A 16245-nucleotide genomic window follows, 5' to 3' on the forward strand; every position below is an offset into this window, starting at 1 on the left:
CTTTCTAACATAACGCTGCATCCATCATAGCAAATAAATGGTCGCGATTTCCAGGTAGATGGCTTCCGTTTTTTATCATAAGCGGTGAAATAAGTGTTTCTTGAAATCCCTGCGATTCCATGTATGCTCGAAATGTAAATTGTGAGTGTGGAACATCAATACGGATTGTTCCATTCCAGCTTGTGCAAATAGACTGTAATAATTGAATTGCGTCTTCCTCATGCTTAGCGATAAGAGGGGTAATGCAAAGTGTAGCTCCTTTTTGTATACATAATGCAAAAGATTCTATCTTGTGTTTTCTTTCCATTTTAAACCCGAGTGTTGCCCTATCTATTAATATGGAATAGAGCCTTGGGCGACGTGCTCCTGTTACGGTTTGATCAAGATTAATGAGCGATTGAAGATCATATTGTCTAATTTTCTTCAAATAAGGGGAATTCATAGATGGATTGATAACAAATTTTTCAAAGCGATGGATTGTTGTAATTGTCGTGAATCCATATGTTTGGTACAAAGGTACGCCAGCATCGGTTGCAATGAGCATAACAGGAAGAGAAGGTGGTGCTTGTTGCACACCAATATTGAGTAGGGTACGACCGATTCCTTGTTTTTGGAAATTGGGGTGAACCATTAGCATACCGATAGAAGAAAATCCAGATTCGGAAGGGAACACTCCGCCAGTAGCAATTAGTTTTTCGTTATGTGTATAGCCAAATAAGCTTCCGATCGATAGGTACATTTCAAATTGTTTTTGCATAAACGATTTAGGTTGTAACCATCCAATAGCTTCGCAAAGAGAAATGAGCTGTGAAATATTAGATTCATTTAGTTTGTGTATTTGCATATTGAATCACCACACTTTTAATTTAGTAGAAATATTTTATCATGAAAAAATAAATATTCAGTTATAAATAGAGAGAATATAAAGTAATAATTTAAAGTTTTGAAAAATCTACACGAGTTTTTTTCTGTTTTGTAAAGGTGATAAAGCTCGATAATATAAGACAAAGATATACAAATCATAACGGAAATTTACATAACTTAACAAAATATTTACATAAAGCTAACTTTTCCTTAATAGTCTTCCTTTAAATTGGGTGTTGGGAACTTAATAACCTATTAGGGGGACATGACAAGTGAAAAAGTTTATGAAGAAGGCATGGCCATTTGCAGTAGTTACATCGTTAGCACTTACTTCGGTTGCAACGTGGAATATTACACGTTCGGATGTGATTAAAGCGGACGGGAAGGAAAATAACGCGAAAATTAAGAACGTAATTGTGTTAATTGGGGATGGTATGGGACCTTCATATATAACTGCTCATCGTTATATGAAAGACAATCCGAAAACGTTTGAAATGGAGTCAACAGAATTTGATAAGCATCTTGTTGGAACGCAAAAAACGTATGCGGAAGATGAACATCAAAATATTACAGATTCAGCTTCTGCGGCAACAGCGATGTCAGCAGGGGTTAAAACATATAATTCGGCAATTGCGGTTGATAATGACAAGACGGAAGTCAAAACCGTGCTCGAACAAGCGAAAGAACGAGGGAAATCAACAGGTTTAGTTGCAACTTCTGAAATTACACATGCAACACCAGCTGCTTTCGGTGCACATGATGTTAGCCGTAAAAATATGGATGCAATTGCAAATGATTACTTTGATGAGAAAATTAATGGGAAACATAAAGTAGATGTTCTTCTCGGCGGCGGTGTAAATAACTTTGTAAGAAAAGATCGTAACCTTACAGAAGAATTTAAGAAATCAGGGTTTAGTTATGTAACAGATCGTGAGCAATTATTAAATGATAAAAATGATCAAATTCTTGGTTTATTTGCACCAGGTGGTTTAGATAAAATGATTGATCGTAATGAAAAAACACCTTCGTTAGAAGAAATGACAAATGCGGCAATCAATCGTTTAAACAAAAACGATAAAGGTTTCTTCTTAATGGTAGAAGGTAGTCAAATTGACTGGGCTGGGCATGATAATGATGTTGTTGGTGCTATGAGTGAAATGGAAGACTTTGAAAAAGCATTTAAAGCAGCGATTGAATTTGCAAAAAAAGATAAACATACATTAGTTATTGCAACAGCTGACCATTCTACTGGTGGATTCTCTCTTGGTGCAAACGGTGAATATAACTTTAATGCAAATGCAATTAAAGCTGCGAAACGTACACCAGACTTTATGGCAAATGAAATTGCAAAAGGTGCAAATGTAGAAGAAACGTTGAAAAAATATATTGATTTACAATTAACACCAGAAGAAATCAAATCTGTAAATGATATTGCACCATCAAAAGATGTAACGAAAATTGATAATGCAATTGAAGAAATCTTCAATAAACGTTCATTTACAGGTTGGACAACAGGTGGACATACTGGTGAAGATGTGAACGTATATGCATTCGGACCAGGTAAATATCTATTCTCTGGCGTTCAAGAAAATACCAATTTAGCAAAACGTGTTTTCGATATTGTTGGTGGCGGTGACCCTAATAAAGGCAGACAATAGTTATAGAGTAAAGTGAGGTATTTCACCTTGCTTTTTCTTTTTGGGAGGAAGATGGAATGCAAAATTTCACTAAGAAAATAGGATTTGTCCTTATAGTTGGATTATTGTTAATAGGATGCCAATCTCATCAAGAAACACAGAAAAAAGAGACCACGGTGAAACAGGAACCAAAGATACAAATAACACCGGAAGATGAAAAAGAAGTTCAAAATGTGATTGAGGCGTTTGTTCAAACAACAAATGAAAAGGATTTTAATCAACATATGGCTCTGTTTTCGGACAAAATTGTTGGTGCTGAGGATTTACGTACACAAAAGGAAGCTGCGTTTCAAAAAGAAAGTAAGAAAATTGAGTTGAATCAGGTTCAAATCAAAGGTTCAAAAAGTAATTTTGTTATTGTGGAAACAGAAGAAAAAGAGATAGATAGTGGAAGCGCTCTTCAGAAAAAGGTGCAATATGCACTTGGAAAAGAAGATGAGCATTGGAAAATTGAAGAAGTCCGAACGATAGAAAAGAAATAAAAAGGTTCCCGTCCGAGGGGAACCTTTTTATAATGGTAGTAAAATTTGACTTGAACATGCTTCAATTTCATCGATATCTTGGCGAATAGTTGCCATTTTATTATCAAGATCTTCAGCTTTCATGGCAGCATCATGAAGTTCATCTTTCAAGTAATCAGGAATATTCCCTTCATATTTATAATAGAGTTTATGCTCTAAACTTGCCCAAAAGTCCATTGCGAGTGTTCGTAATTGAATTTCTGCAAATACTTCTTTTGTACCAGAATTCAATGCTAGTGGATATTTAATAATCATATGCAAACTTTTATAGCCGTTTTGCTTTGGATTAGCGATGTAGTCCTTTATTTCTACAATTTCCATATCATCACGTTTTTCAATGACTTGTTTTAAGTGATAAATATCTTCTACAAAGCAACATGTGATTCGGATACCGATAATATCTTGCAAATGTGTTTGCGCATTTGCAATGGTTGGTGCTAAATTTTTACGTTCTAGTTTTTTAATAATGCTTTCAGGTTGTTTTAATCTTGTTTTTATATGTTCAAACGGGTTATAGTCCTCTAGAAATTGAGCTTCCCGGTTCATAATTTCGAATTTGGTCCGTAATTCTTCTAAAGCGAATGTATAAGGTAATACAAATGCTTTCCAATAGTTAACGGTTGATTGGTTATATTCCATCTATATACACACCTTTTCATATTTGCAAATAAGGTTGATTATTATACTAAATACCAAATCATATAAGCACATGCTGCAAATGATGAGATCATAAAACGGTATTTGGCTTTCATTTTGCTAACTCCTTTCTAAAGGGTTTTCATATATCAATAAATTAGATTGTTAGTAAATTGATTATGTACAATTCTAATAGTAATAGATTGATGTGAATTTCGTATGAACTAATTGTTTCAGTTTTTTGTCTTTTTAGAATGATTGTAAAAAAATGTGCTACTACGGCCATTAATATAGGATAAACTTCTTTTGAATGGAGTGGGGAATATATTTTTAATTGCACAATTGACAAAAGAAATAATAGCGTTTAATATATAAATCGTAATCATTACGTTTTATTTGTGATCTTTGAAGAAAAGGAGGCTTACATATGCGTGTAAACATTACATTAGCTTGTACAGAATGCGGTGATCGTAATTATATTACGAAGAAGAATAAACGAAATAATCCGGAACGTATTGAACTAAAAAAATATTGTCCACGATTAAAGCGAGTGACGTTGCATCGTGAAACGAAGTAAAGCAGCTAGAGAAATCTAGCTGTTTTTGCTTGGGATCAAGCAATCTTTTTGAGAAAGATGTTATGATGGAGAAAACTGGAAAAGGGGGGATAGGATGAATTCAAAAAATGAAGAGAGAAAGAAACAAGTCGCACATATTATTGGAATTCCAGATGAGTATCATCTTGTTATAGATGATCAAAAGACAGTAGATGATCCATTCCATGTATTATTTTGGGAACATCAAGATGATGCAGAGAAGAATATACGGATTTCCTTAAATAGACATACAGGCGAACTAATTGAATTAGATATCGATGATGAGGATTATTTCCAAGTTCAGGATGAAGGAATAAGTGAAGAAAAGGCGAAAGAAATTGCTCATTTGTTTGTAAGGAAACATATCCCAAAGGAATACGCGAATTATACATACGTGTATGTGCGAGATTGGTGCGGGGTGCCAGCGGTCCATTATTTACAAGAAGTAAATGGATATCCATTGCCGAATACAGAGTGTGTTGTCCGCGTTCATCCAACAGGCAATGTTATAGCATTTCAGCATTATCATGGATTGAAAGAAAAACCAGTATGGCCGGAGTCAATTGTAGATGAAAAAATTGTTTTGGAAGTGTTAAAAGGTAGGCAGAAGATGAGACTTATATTTGTGGAATTGCTGCCTAGTTTATACGAATATGATAGTGGGAAAGAAGCAAGTGGATACCGTCTTGTCTATGAGCCAGATCCGAGTGTAGCGTTTATTGATGCATGTACAGGGAAAGATTTACATGGGCCAGAACATTATCAATCACCACCTACAGTAGCGGTAAGTGTATCTGAAAGTAATGGTAAGCAAGAAACAGATATTTTTCGTTTACTTACTTTGGATGAGAACCAGTTTGTAAAAATATCTGAAGATGAATGTGAAAATGAAATACGAATGAAATTTGTTCCACGAGAAGAATTAGAAGGTGAACAGGAAGAGAATCAAACTTACTTAATGGATGATTTTTATAAAAAACATTCCCCTATGTTACGGTATGAGAATCCAGTGGTAATTGGAATTGATAAGGAGTCAGGTACATTGCTTCATTATTTTAATCTGGCCTTTGGGAGAGATGAAAAAGCAATATTGTCACGAGAACAATGTTTAGAGAAAGCACTCCAATTTTTAGAACAAGTCATTCCCAATGTGGCAGCGTATCTTCGTCTTTGGGATAACTATGAGGAAGAGGAAAGCCCAGGTAGGTTCTGCTTTGATGTGTATGTAAATGGTATTCCAGTTGATTGTTCATTGGTTATGATTAACATAGATACAGCGACAGGGCATGTTATAATGTATAGCGGGATATCTCAGAGTGTAGTAGAAGAGTTACGCACTTATGAAACAATTGCAAAGATAAGTAAAGAAGAAGTATTAGCAACATATAGAAATGCCCTTCGTGTTGAATTACAGTGGCATGAAAATAACGATACAGATATACCGAAATATGACTTAATTTATAAACAAACGACAACTGAGAACAGTGAAACGTATCATATTGATCATTTTATGAGACGAGAAATTCGCTATATCGATGCGCATACAGGAGAAGTAATTTGGAGTAAATAGGACAAGTGTTAAGGAATTCTTGTGGTTATGCCACAAGAATTTTTTTATGCGTTTCTATTCTTAAATGGGTACAGACACAAACAACCATCCGCCCACATACATATAGTAAAGACCACTATTTTGGCGGAGGTGAAGGAGTTGAGTCTATTCGCCGCAATTGGATACATGATTCGTGAAGTGTTTATATTTGTTTCTTATGTTAAAAATAATGCGTTTCCACAGCCATTGTCATCAGATGATGAAAAAAAATACTTAGAGTTAATGGAGCAAGGTGATGCTCACGCGAGAAATCTTTTAATTGAACATAATTTACGGCTTGTGGCTCATATTGTTAAGAAATTTGAAAACACAGGTGAAGATGCGGAAGATTTAATTTCCATTGGAACGATTGGGCTCATTAAAGCAATTGAGAGTTATTCAGCGGGGAAAGGGACGAAGCTAGCGACATATGCGGCTCGTTGTATTGAAAATGAAATTTTAATGCATTTGCGTGTACTGAAGAAAACAAAAAAAGATGTTTCACTTCATGATCCGATCGGACAGGACAAAGAAGGGAATGAAATATCACTTATCGATATTTTAAAATCTGAATCTGAAGATGTAATCGATATGATCCAGCTCAGCATGGAATTAGAAAAGATCAAGGAGTATATCGATATTTTAGATGAACGAGAGAAAGAAGTGATTGTAAAAAGATTCGGACTTGGTCTTGATAAGGAAAAAACGCAACGAGAAATTGCGAAAGCGTTAGGGATTTCAAGAAGTTACGTGTCACGGATTGAGAAGCGGGCACTGATGAAAATGTTTCATGAATTTGTTAGGGCGGAGAAGGAAAAGAAGGGAAAAGCATAAAGGTGCGTAATACGGCTGCAGTTCGAGTGCAGCCGTTTTTTTTGTTTGACGAAAAGCGAATAAAACAAGAAACTATAAGAAGAAATATACCGTTCACTGTTGAAAATGCGGAGTTCTATCTGTAATATTAGAAGGTGCTAGCGAATTTAAGGATGAAATAGTACCTATTCTTTCTTACATAGTGGATTTGCTTTGTAATAATTGAACATAAAAATCATTTTCAAGAATTTTACTGTATGATACAGAAAGAAAAGAAGGGAAAGCTAAACTTAATTGTTAGATTAAGAATTATTAGGAGGTTTCGCGGTTTGCGACGTACATTATATCGACTCATGATCGAACTTACAAACGGGCGTTTTACTTCTTATATATTACGTAAATTTGCACAGTCTCGCTTAAGTTCTATTATTATTTCATCTTATGCTAAAGTGTTTCAACTGAATCAGGATGAGATGGAAAAGGATTTAAAGGAGTACAAGACGCTGCATGAATTATTTACACGTAAATTGAAAGAAGGAAAACGAGAAATAGATGCAGCGGCATCAAGTATTGTTAGTCCAGTTGACGGGGTATTCGCTGATTATGGCCCTATTGAAGAAACGAAAATATTTCATATTAAAGGCAAGCGCTATTCGATTGTGGATATGCTAGGTAATGAAGAGCGAGCAAAGCGTTATGCTGGCGGTACATATATGGTTATTTATTTAAGTCCAAGCCATTATCATCGTATTCATAGCCCTCTCTCAGGTACTGTAACAGAACGATTTGTACTTGGAAGAAAATCATACCCAGTAAATGCAGCAGGGATGAAATATGGAAAAGAGCCGCTGTCAAAGAATTATCGTTCTATCACAGAGGTTGATAGTGAAGGACAACATATGGCACTTGTAAAAGTAGGAGCTATGTTTGTAAATAGTATTGAGTTACTTCATGAAAGAAATGCTGTTCAAAAAGGTGAAGAAATGGCATACTTTACTTTTGGTTCAACAGTCGTTTTACTGTTTGAAAAAGGAATGGTTGAAGTTGTTCCAACGTTAATGAGTGGTCAAGAACTTCGCCTTGGTGAAAAAATTGCAACTCGCATATCTAATGGTAGCGGACAGTAAAAATTTTATCGCAAAATTGTGAGAGGACTAAGAAGTTAGATGAGCTTATGTGCTAGGTGAAAAGTTCCTATGGAGGAAAGCTTCATTTTATTTAAGGAGCCATCTTGAGGATGGCTCTTTTTACAGGTGAAGCAGCAATCTATATACTCAAGACGATTTGACAAGCTTGTCCTCTAACGATCGCCGGATAATTTCTTGCTTTATAAGTAAAATGAAGTCAGGATTTAATTTTAGTTCTTTTGCTTTATAATAAGACTCAGTGAGTAACTCAGTAGATAACTGTTCCATATGTTTCGTTTTCAAGGTGAGTCACCTCCGATAAAAAGGATAGGTTCTTTGTTGCATCTACTGTATCAAAAAAATATGATAGTCACAAACGGCTGGTTATCCACATATAGCCGTGGATAAAATGTGTGTTAATTGTTAATAAATTGAGAATTAACTGAAATATTAATGTGGAAAATGTGCACAATGTTATCCACAAGTGGGCTATCGAAAAATGTTGTCGAAAAATTTTATGAAAACTCCTCAAAGAGGTGAAAGAGATTGAAATTGTTTTTACCAAATGAATACGTGAAAAACGTATATCATGTTCAACCAGAAGATTTAAAAAAACGCGGGATTAAAGGGATTATTACTGACTTAGATAATACTTTAATTGAATGGGATCGTCCGAATGCAACACCTAAGCTAGAGCAATGGTTTTTAAAAATGAAAGAGCAAGGCATTCAAGTAACGGTTGTTTCGAATAATAATGAGCAACGTGTAAAGGATTTTGCAGATCCACTGGGCATTCCGTTTATCCATAGCGCACGTAAGCCATTTGTTCGTGCTTTTAAGCGTGCGATACAAGAAATGAATTTAGCAGCTGATGAAGTAGTTGTTATTGGAGACCAATTGTTAACAGATGTACTGGGCGGAAATCGCGTTGGCCTATATACCATTTTAGTCGTACCAGTGGCTCAAACAGATGGATTAGTAACACGCTTTAATCGAAAGATTGAGCGAAGAATTATGAGAAATATGAAGAAAAAAGGTTTAATTAACTGGGAGGAATAAAGTTTGACTGAAACAATTAAATGTATTGGTTGCGGTGTAGAGATTCAAACAGAAAATAAAAATGAAGTCGGATATGCACCAACTTCATCTTTAGAGAAAGAACAAGTAATTTGTCAGCGATGTTTTCGCTTGAAACATTATAATGAAATTCAAGATGTGTCTTTAACAGACGATGATTTCCTTCGTATTCTAAATGGAATTGGGCAATCAGATGCGCTTGTTGTCAAAATTGTAGATATTTTTGATTTCAATGGTAGCTGGTTACCAGGTTTACATCGTTTTGTAGGGAACAATAAAGTATTGCTTGTTGGAAATAAAGCGGATTTAATTCCGAAGTCGGTAAAACACGATAAAGTGAAACATTGGATGCGCTATAGTGCGAAGCAACTTGGTTTAAAACCAGAAGATGTCTTTTTAATTAGTGCAGCAAAGGGACAAGGTATTCGTGAACTTGCGGAGGCAATTGAACAGTATCGCGGTGGTAAGGATGTATATGTTGTAGGATGTACGAACGTTGGTAAATCTACATTTATTAATCGTATGATTAAAGAATTTAGTGAAGAAACTGAGAATGTGATTACAACATCTCATTTCCCAGGAACAACACTTGATTTAATTGATATTCCATTAGATGAAACATCTTCTTTATATGATACACCAGGAATTATTAATCACCATCAAATGGCACATTACGTTGGGAAGCAAAGCTTAAAGCTTATTACACCTACGAAAGAGATCAAGCCGATGGTATTCCAATTAAACGAAGAACAAACATTATTCTTCTGTGGATTAGCACGTTTTGATTATGTGAGTGGTGGGCGTCGTGCGTTCACTTGTCATTTCTCAAATCGCCTAACAATTCATCGTACAAAGCTTGAAAAAGCTGATGAATTATATGAAAAACATGTTGGGGAATTATTAAATCCACCAACTCCAGAAGAACGAGAAAATATGCCTGAGTTTGTGAAATATGAATTTAACATTCGTGAAGCAAAAACAGATGTTGTATTCTCTGGACTGGGCTGGGTTACGGTGAACGAGCCAGGAGCGAAGATTATTGCTCATGTACCAAAAGGAGTTAGTGTTTCATTACGTAAATCTTTAATTTAATATGGAGAGGGATTTATGAAACAATTATATGGTGTAATCGGGAATCCAATAGGACATTCATTGTCACCGCTCATGCATAACGATGCATTTAAGAACTTAAATATAGATGCTCATTATCATGCGTTTCTTGTAGAAGAGGACACATTAGGGGAAGCGGTGACGGGTTTAAAAGCATTAGGAGTTTCAGGGTTTAATGTTACAACTCCGCACAAAGTTTCAATTATGAAATACTTAGATGAAATTGATCCGTTAGCGAAGCAAATTGGTGCTGTGAATACGGTCGTTCATAGAGATGGAAAACTAATTGGTTATAATACGGATGGAATTGGGTATGTTCGTTCCTTACAATCAATTAGTAAAGAACCACTTTATCAGAAACGTATTTTATTACTCGGTGCAGGCGGAGCGTGCCGCGCTATCTACTTTTCGCTTGCAGACGCCGGAGTAAAAGAAATTGATATTGCAAATCGAACTGTGGAAAAGGCAACTCAGCTTATCGCAGGATGTCAAGAGAAGATTACATCGCATGCTCTTTCGTTAGAGCAAGCAACTGAAGAACAAGGAAATTATGATATTATCATTCATACGACAACGATAGGAATGCATCCGCATGTCCAACATACACCGTTGCAAATTCGAACTTTGAAACAAGGAACGATTGTTTCGGATATTATTTATAATCCATTTGAGACAAAGCTTTTGCAAGATGCGAAAGCGAAAGGGGCCATCGTGCAAAATGGAATCGATATGTTTGTTTATCAAGGAGCACTTGCATTTGAAATGTGGACAGGATGTATGCCAAATATCGAAAGAATGAAACAACTAGTAATGAGAAAGCTTGGAGGCTAACTATATGTTAACAGGAAAACAAAAAAGATTTTTACGTGCAAAAGCACATCACTTAACACCGATTTTTCAAGTTGGAAAAGGCGGCGTGAATGAAAATATGGTAAAACAAATTGCAGATGCATTAGAAGCTCGTGAGTTATTTAAAGTGAGCGTATTACAAAACTGTGAATTCGACCGCCGCGAAGTTGCAGAAGAACTGGCTAAAGGTGCGAGAGCAGAAATCGTCCAAGTAATTGGAAGCACAATTGTTTTATATAAAGAATCAAGAGAAAATAAACAAATCAAACTTCCACAATAGTAATTTACTGTGCTTAGAGTGACGTAGGTCGTTTCCATAGTTTATGCTCGCTATGTTCGGGATTTGTTTTTGCTAATAGGGTTTAGACCAATTGAACTTTTACTGGCAGTAATCTCTCTCATATTATTTCGGAAAGATTACTGCTTGTAAATTAGAGGGGGCGTTTCATTTGAAAAAGATCGGAATCATTGGCGGCACATTTGATCCGCCTCATTATGGACATTTGTTGATCGCAAATGAGGTGTATGATGCACTTGCGCTTGATGAAATATGGTTTTTGCCGAATCAAATTCCACCTCATAAACAGGATCGCAATATTACAAGTGTGGAAAATCGATTAGACATGTTAGAATTAGCAATTGGGCAAGAGGAGTATTTCTCGGTTTGTTTAGAAGAGCTAAAAAGAGAAGGTCCATCCTATACATATGACACTATGTTACAATTGACAAAGAAGCATCCGGACGTGCAGTTTTATTTTATTATTGGTGGAGATATGGTGGAGTATTTACCAAAATGGTATAACATTGAGAAATTACTTCAGCTTGTAACTTTTGTTGGAGTTGCAAGGCCGGGGTACACACTAAATACGCCTTATGAAATCGTCACGGTAGAGATTCCGGAATTTGCTGTTTCATCCTCCTTACTACGAAAGAGATATAAGGAGAAGAAAACGTGCAAATATTTGCTTCCAGAACAAGTACAGGTATATATCGAGAGGAATGGGTTGTATGAATCGTGAGAAAGCACTTGAGATTGTAAAACAACAAATGCATGAAAAACGTTATATACATACAATTGGTGTAATGGAAACGGCAATTGAACTTGCTAAGCTATACGGCGTGGATGAAAAAAAAGCAGAAACGGCTGCTATATTTCATGATTATGCAAAATGTAGACCGATTCAAGAAATGGAAGACATTATTAAGCAGGAAGAGCTGCCGAAAGATTTACTTCACTACAACAAAGAGTTATGGCATGCGCCAGTTGGGGCATACTTAGTAGAAAAAGAAGTCGGTATTACTGACACTGAAATTCTGCAAGCTATTACATATCATACAAGTGGTCATGAAAAGATGACAATGCTTGATAAAGTTATTTATGTAGCCGATTATATTGAACCTGGCCGTAAATTCCCAGGTGTGGAAGAAGCGCGGAAATTAGCAAAGGAAGATATAAATAAAGCTTTATTGTTTGCATTAAAACGTACGATTCAATTTTTAATGGAAAAGGATCAAACGATCTATCCGTTAACATTTCAAACATACAATGCAGTCCTGAAGGAGGAAGTTACTGAATGAAAGATAGAGATTTATTAGTGTTAGCAGCAAAAGCAGCTGATGATAAAAGAGCAGAAGATATGGTTGTACTAAATATGCAGGGGATTTCACCAATTGCAGATTATTTCATTATTTGTCACGGGAACTCTGATAAACAAGTACAAGCAATTGCGCGTGAAATTAAAGCGAAGGCACATGAGTTCCAAATCGACGTACAACGTATGGAAGGTTTCGATGAAGCGCGTTGGGTTCTAGTGGACCTTGGTGATGTGGTTGCGCATGTATTTCATAAAGATGAGCGTGATCATTATAATTTAGAGCGTCTATGGGGCGATGTGCCACGTGAAGATATTACAGAAGAGTTAAGCCAATGAGATATGAGCAATTCGCATTGTTGTATGATGAACTCATGAATGATGTCCCATATGATAAATGGGTAGAATTCACTGAGGAAAGCCTGCAACAGGCAGGCTTGAAAGAGGCGAAAATTCTTGATGTAGCATGCGGGACTGGGAATGTAACACTTCCACTTGTACGAAAAGGTTATGACATGATTGGTGTCGATCTTTCGGAGGAAATGCTAACAGTCGCCCAGCAAAAACTTGGAGGAGAAGGGTATTTTATTCCTTTTTACCAACAAGACATGAGAGACCTGGATGTTCCAGGTGAATTTGATTGTGTGACAATCTTTTGTGATTCATTGAATTATGTATTGGAAGAAGAAGGAATACAAGAGACATTCAGACGAGTATTCCACCATTTGCGTCAAGATGGTCTATTCTTATTTGATGTACATTCTTTATACAAAATTCATCATGTATTTCAAAATGAAACGTACACAGTCAATGGAGAAGAGATAGCTCTTATTTGGAACTGCTTCCCTGGCGAAGAGTCAAATAGTGTAGAACATGATTTGTCATTCTTTGTACAGGATCCAGAGGAAGGTGTATACCATCGTTTTGATGAATGTCACGTGCAACGTGCCTATTCAGTTGAATTCATAACAAAATGGCTTGAAGAAACTGGTTTTACAGTGCTGCGTGTAACGGGCGATTTTGAACGAATGGAAGTCACTGAACAAACGGAGCGTATCTTTTTTATGGCGAAAAAGAATGGCTAAAAAACAAAAGCAACCGATTAGGTTGCTTTTGTTTTGTTTAGAATACAATGTTTTATTGATAGAAAAGTAGAAAAGTAGTATCTATAAAATACAAAAAATAAAGTTTGATAAAAAATCGGATGAGAAAAAGATAAGAAGTTTTAAGAGGATTTTGTATCATTGTGGCGTATTGTTTATGTGTGCTTATCAAATTGCTGCTCTACGCCTTCTAAATCTTCATCGTATTTTTCATGTGTCTGCTCGAATAATTTATGGAACATATCTCCAACGTGATCCTCTAAAATCCGAATGCCTTCTCCTGTAACACCGCCTTTAACACATACTTTCTCTTGCAGAGTTGGTAATGTGAAAATTTCTTTTTCTAGTAATTTCCCCATTCCGATAATCATTTCACTTGCTAAAGTAGTTGCTTCCTCATGAGTAATATTTGTTTTAGCTACAGCAGCGTCAATGAAACGTTGCAGCAAGTAGCTAAAGAATGCAGGGCCACAGCTTGCGATATCAGATGAGACTCTTGTAATATCTTCCCCGATCACAATGGGTGTAGAAATATTTTTAAACAAACGAAGTAACTTTTGTTCCCATTCTCTCGAACAGTTTTTTCCGAATGTGAATAGTGAGGCACCAGAGAATGCTCGGTTTGTGATACTTGGAATAATACGTGCGACGTTGCAAGATACAACCTTTTCTAATTGATTTGCTGATATGGGACTTGTAATAGAAATTAAACATTTTTCATCAGTAAAGTGAGCAGCATGCTTCTTTAAAATTGGATAGATGTCTAAAGGCTTAACGCAAATGAAAATAAGCTGAGAGCGTCCAATTACCTCTTGCACTGTCTTTGCTATATGAACAGAAGGATACTTCTCTTTTATATGATATGCTTTGGCGGGCGTACGATTAATAATAGTAAGGCACGAAGGTTTGACAGCACGGGTTTCTAAAAATGCATTGATTAGTATCTTCCCCATGTTTCCTGTCCCTATAATTCCTATGTTCAATGTTTCATCCCTCCTTCGTAACATCTTTCTCCTAAACAATATGAACTATGTTGTGAATTTATGAATTGGAGGTATTAAAATCATGCAGAATTTTCAAAAGAAGTGGCTCGCTTTATTAGGGGCTATTGGAGTTGTATTTATCTTCTTTATGTGGCAGACAAAGCAGCAAGGTGAGCAACCGACTGTGAAAGTGAATCCAAATGTGAAGAGTGAAGAGAACAAAAGTAAATTAAAAGTAACAGAATCAAAAGAACAGAAAAAAACAATAGTGATTGATGTAAAAGGAGCTGTGCATCGTGAGGGTGTATATGAGATGGGGATGGGCGCACGCGTAAAAGATGGGATTGAAAAAGCGGGTGGCTTTTTGCCCGAAGCTGCTATAGAAAAAGTGAACTTAGCGCAGCTCATGCAAGACCAAATGCTTCTGTATGTCCCGAAAAAAGGAGAGCAAGTGCAGGGAGCTAATCTACCTTCAGGGCAGGAGGGGAAAATTCAAATTAATGTTGCACCAAAAGAACAACTCGAAAAAATAACAGGAATTGGACCTCGAAAAGCAGAAAATATTATGAAATATCGAGAAGAACATGGACCATTTCAAAAAATGGAAGATTTATTGGAGGTAGATGGTATTGGAGAGAAGTCGCTTGAAAAAATAAAAGATAAAATAATTATTCCGTAAGGATTGACGAACTTTTTCTTCTTTCGCTACACTACAAGTAGATGAAAAAGTAGGTGAAGATATGGAACGAATTTCTTGGGATCAATACTTTATGACGCAAAGTCATTTATTATCACTGCGTAGCACGTGTACGAGACTTGCAGTAGGAGCGACGATTGTCCGTGATAAGCGAATTATCGCAGGTGGATACAACGGTTCAATCAAAGGTGGTGTTCATTGTATAGACGATGGATGTTACGTCATTGATAATCATTGTGTTCGCACAATTCATGCTGAAATGAATGCATTGTTGCAATGTGCAAAATTTGGTGCGAAAACAGAGGATGCAGAGATTTATGTTACGCACTTTCCTTGCCTGCAATGTTGTAAAGCCATTATTCAAAGTGGTATTACAGCTGTTTATTACGCACAAGATTATAAAAATCACCCGTACGCTGTAGAATTATTTGAGCAAGCAAATGTAACAGTGAAACATGTTCCGCTTGAATATGGTATTACATCGTTAGAGCAACAAGAGCGTAATTTACAATTAAAAGAACTGTTTTCATCTTTAGAAAAAGATGATGTAACAATGAATGAATTACAACAAGTATTCGCTAAAGCAAAAGAGATGCTATAAGTGCATCTGCTACAAGGGGTGAGTATAAGTTGCGTGGTCAATGGGGCTATATTGCGATCTCGTTTGTTATGGGGATTGCAATCGCCTGTTCCTCGTTTCAGTTGGTGTCTGTTAGTGTATTTGGTTGTTATATTTTATTTTGTATATATCGTACTTCACATCAAGTCCTCGTTTTTTGTATCGTAACATGTGCTAGTAGCTACATCTATACATCATATGTTGAATGGAAAAATCAGCCTTCAAAAGAATTAAACTTTGAAATGACAGAAGGTGTGATTCAAACTACACCTCTTATAAATGGTGATCGACTCTCTTTTCAAATAAAAGTCTCTAATCAAGATACATTGCAATTAATGTACAAAATTCAATCAGCTGAGCAAAAAGAACAGTTG

Annotated in this window: 20 protein-coding genes and 1 pseudogene; 17 read left to right on the top strand and 4 right to left on the bottom strand. The window is 36.0% G+C overall.

Going from position 1 to position 16245, the window contains the following annotated elements:
- Positions 1–4: 4 nt before the first annotated feature.
- A complete protein-coding gene (locus KFD70_RS17835; protein WP_336450166.1) occupies positions 5–844 on the bottom strand; it encodes a GNAT family N-acetyltransferase in 840 nt (279 codons plus the stop codon).
- Between the two features lie 292 nt (positions 845–1136).
- Between KFD70_RS17835 and KFD70_RS17840 the strand changes: the two genes are divergently transcribed.
- Both KFD70_RS17840 and KFD70_RS17845 read left to right on the top strand, forming a co-directional pair.
- Positions 1137–2522 carry an alkaline phosphatase gene (locus KFD70_RS17840; protein WP_431613263.1) on the top strand — a complete coding sequence of 462 codons (1386 nt, stop codon included), beginning with the start codon at positions 1137–1139 and terminating at the stop codon, positions 2520–2522.
- Positions 2523–2578: 56 nt separating this feature from the next.
- The gene (locus tag KFD70_RS17845) at positions 2579–3043 is read left to right on the top strand and encodes a Cif family virulence factor (protein WP_336450164.1); all 465 of its coding nucleotides are present in this window, start codon (positions 2579–2581) and stop codon (positions 3041–3043) included.
- Between the two features lie 27 nt (positions 3044–3070).
- On the opposite strand, the gene KFD70_RS17850 is transcribed toward KFD70_RS17845, so the two are convergent.
- A complete protein-coding gene (locus KFD70_RS17850; RefSeq protein ID WP_336450163.1) occupies positions 3071–3721 on the bottom strand; it encodes a GTP pyrophosphokinase in 651 nt (216 codons plus the stop codon).
- 424 nt (positions 3722–4145) lie between these two features.
- Here KFD70_RS17850 and rpmG point away from each other — a divergent pair, with 424 nt between their 5' ends.
- The 4 genes from rpmG to KFD70_RS17870 all read left to right on the top strand — a co-directional run bounded on the left by rpmG (position 4146) and on the right by KFD70_RS17870 (position 7841).
- Positions 4146–4295 (top strand): 50S ribosomal protein L33, encoded by a 150-nt coding sequence (gene rpmG, locus KFD70_RS17855; protein ID WP_001265619.1) that lies wholly within the window; start codon positions 4146–4148, stop codon positions 4293–4295.
- A gap of 94 nt (positions 4296–4389) precedes the next feature.
- On the top strand, positions 4390–5883 hold the full coding sequence (locus KFD70_RS17860) for a YcdB/YcdC domain-containing protein (protein ID WP_431613264.1): 1494 nt from the start codon (positions 4390–4392) through the stop codon (positions 5881–5883).
- A 138-nt stretch (positions 5884–6021) separates the two neighbouring features.
- Complete coding sequence (gene sigK / locus KFD70_RS17865; protein WP_026589857.1) at positions 6022–6735, top strand: RNA polymerase sporulation sigma factor SigK; 714 nt, start codon at positions 6022–6024, stop codon at positions 6733–6735.
- Between the two features lie 308 nt (positions 6736–7043).
- Positions 7044–7841 (top strand): phosphatidylserine decarboxylase, encoded by a 798-nt coding sequence (locus tag KFD70_RS17870; protein WP_431613265.1) that lies wholly within the window; start codon positions 7044–7046, stop codon positions 7839–7841.
- A gap of 147 nt (positions 7842–7988) precedes the next feature.
- Here the strand turns inward: KFD70_RS17870 and KFD70_RS17875 are convergent, their stop codons facing one another.
- Positions 7989–8144 (bottom strand): sporulation histidine kinase inhibitor Sda, encoded by a 156-nt coding sequence (locus KFD70_RS17875; protein WP_000850094.1) that lies wholly within the window; start codon positions 8142–8144, stop codon positions 7989–7991.
- A 243-nt stretch (positions 8145–8387) separates the two neighbouring features.
- Here KFD70_RS17875 and KFD70_RS17880 point away from each other — a divergent pair, with 243 nt between their 5' ends.
- The 8 genes from KFD70_RS17880 to KFD70_RS17915 all read left to right on the top strand — a co-directional run bounded on the left by KFD70_RS17880 (position 8388) and on the right by KFD70_RS17915 (position 13554).
- A complete protein-coding gene (locus tag KFD70_RS17880; RefSeq protein WP_336450160.1) occupies positions 8388–8900 on the top strand; it encodes a YqeG family HAD IIIA-type phosphatase in 513 nt (170 codons plus the stop codon).
- 3 nt (positions 8901–8903) lie between these two features.
- Positions 8904–10010, top strand: a complete 1107-nt coding sequence (gene yqeH, locus KFD70_RS17885; RefSeq protein WP_431613266.1) for a ribosome biogenesis GTPase YqeH — start codon at positions 8904–8906, stop codon at positions 10008–10010.
- Positions 10011–10025: 15 nt separating this feature from the next.
- The gene (gene aroE / locus KFD70_RS17890) at positions 10026–10859 is read left to right on the top strand and encodes a shikimate dehydrogenase (protein ID WP_336450158.1); all 834 of its coding nucleotides are present in this window, start codon (positions 10026–10028) and stop codon (positions 10857–10859) included.
- 4 nt (positions 10860–10863) lie between these two features.
- Positions 10864–11157 carry a ribosome assembly RNA-binding protein YhbY gene (gene yhbY / locus KFD70_RS17895; protein WP_000955222.1) on the top strand — a complete coding sequence of 98 codons (294 nt, stop codon included), beginning with the start codon at positions 10864–10866 and terminating at the stop codon, positions 11155–11157.
- A gap of 169 nt (positions 11158–11326) precedes the next feature.
- Positions 11327–11896, top strand: coding sequence for a nicotinate-nucleotide adenylyltransferase (locus tag KFD70_RS17900; protein ID WP_336450157.1), 570 nt, complete (start codon positions 11327–11329; stop codon positions 11894–11896).
- Positions 11886–12455, top strand: a complete 570-nt coding sequence (gene yqeK, locus KFD70_RS17905; RefSeq protein WP_431613267.1) for a bis(5'-nucleosyl)-tetraphosphatase (symmetrical) YqeK — start codon at positions 11886–11888, stop codon at positions 12453–12455. The genes KFD70_RS17900 and yqeK overlap by 11 nt, the downstream gene beginning before the upstream one ends.
- A complete protein-coding gene (gene rsfS, locus KFD70_RS17910) occupies positions 12452–12808 on the top strand; it encodes a ribosome silencing factor (protein WP_336450155.1) in 357 nt (118 codons plus the stop codon). Before yqeK ends, rsfS begins: the two co-directional genes overlap by 4 nt.
- Positions 12805–13554, top strand: coding sequence for a class I SAM-dependent DNA methyltransferase (locus KFD70_RS17915; RefSeq protein WP_336450154.1), 750 nt, complete (start codon positions 12805–12807; stop codon positions 13552–13554). The genes rsfS and KFD70_RS17915 overlap by 4 nt, the downstream gene beginning before the upstream one ends.
- A 173-nt stretch (positions 13555–13727) precedes the next feature.
- Here KFD70_RS17915 and comER read toward each other — a convergent pair whose 3' ends face one another.
- A complete protein-coding gene (gene comER / locus KFD70_RS17920; RefSeq protein ID WP_336450153.1) occupies positions 13728–14555 on the bottom strand; it encodes a late competence protein ComER in 828 nt (275 codons plus the stop codon).
- Between the two features lie 82 nt (positions 14556–14637).
- Between comER and KFD70_RS17925 the strand changes: the two genes are divergently transcribed.
- From KFD70_RS17925 to KFD70_RS17935, 3 genes and pseudogenes are all read left to right on the top strand, one after another.
- Entirely contained in the window at positions 14638–15234 is a 597-nt protein-coding gene (locus tag KFD70_RS17925; protein WP_336450152.1) for a helix-hairpin-helix domain-containing protein, read from the top strand.
- Between the two features lie 61 nt (positions 15235–15295).
- Entirely contained in the window at positions 15296–15853 is a 558-nt protein-coding gene (locus KFD70_RS17930; RefSeq protein ID WP_336450151.1) for a ComE operon protein 2, read from the top strand.
- Between the two features lie 29 nt (positions 15854–15882).
- Positions 15883–16245: pseudogene (locus KFD70_RS17935) on the top strand (DNA internalization-related competence protein ComEC/Rec2); the annotation flags it as partial.

The sequence above is a fragment of the Bacillus pfraonensis genome (assembly GCF_050768835.1).
Taxonomy (GTDB): domain Bacteria; phylum Bacillota; class Bacilli; order Bacillales; family Bacillaceae_G; genus Bacillus_A; species Bacillus_A pfraonensis.

What these genes read in the sequence shown, in the direction of transcription:
- KFD70_RS17835 (WP_336450166.1), bottom strand. Translation starts at nt 844, where the DNA reads ATGCAAATACACAAACTAAATGAATCTAATATTTCACAGCTCATTTCT.
- KFD70_RS17845 (WP_336450164.1), top strand. Translation starts at nt 2,579, where the DNA reads ATGCAAAATTTCACTAAGAAAATAGGATTTGTCCTTATAGTTGGATTA.
- KFD70_RS17850 (WP_336450163.1), bottom strand. Translation starts at nt 3,721, where the DNA reads ATGGAATATAACCAATCAACCGTTAACTATTGGAAAGCATTTGTATTA.
- rpmG (WP_001265619.1), top strand. Translation starts at nt 4,146, where the DNA reads ATGCGTGTAAACATTACATTAGCTTGTACAGAATGCGGTGATCGTAAT.
- KFD70_RS17860 (WP_431613264.1), top strand. Translation starts at nt 4,390, where the DNA reads ATGAATTCAAAAAATGAAGAGAGAAAGAAACAAGTCGCACATATTATT.
- aroE (WP_336450158.1), top strand. Translation starts at nt 10,026, where the DNA reads ATGAAACAATTATATGGTGTAATCGGGAATCCAATAGGACATTCATTG.
- yhbY (WP_000955222.1), top strand. Translation starts at nt 10,864, where the DNA reads ATGTTAACAGGAAAACAAAAAAGATTTTTACGTGCAAAAGCACATCAC.
- yqeK (WP_431613267.1), top strand. Translation starts at nt 11,886, where the DNA reads ATGAATCGTGAGAAAGCACTTGAGATTGTAAAACAACAAATGCATGAA.
- rsfS (WP_336450155.1), top strand. Translation starts at nt 12,452, where the DNA reads ATGAAAGATAGAGATTTATTAGTGTTAGCAGCAAAAGCAGCTGATGAT.
- KFD70_RS17915 (WP_336450154.1), top strand. Translation starts at nt 12,805, where the DNA reads ATGAGATATGAGCAATTCGCATTGTTGTATGATGAACTCATGAATGAT.
- KFD70_RS17925 (WP_336450152.1), top strand. Translation starts at nt 14,638, where the DNA reads ATGCAGAATTTTCAAAAGAAGTGGCTCGCTTTATTAGGGGCTATTGGA.
- KFD70_RS17930 (WP_336450151.1), top strand. Translation starts at nt 15,296, where the DNA reads ATGGAACGAATTTCTTGGGATCAATACTTTATGACGCAAAGTCATTTA.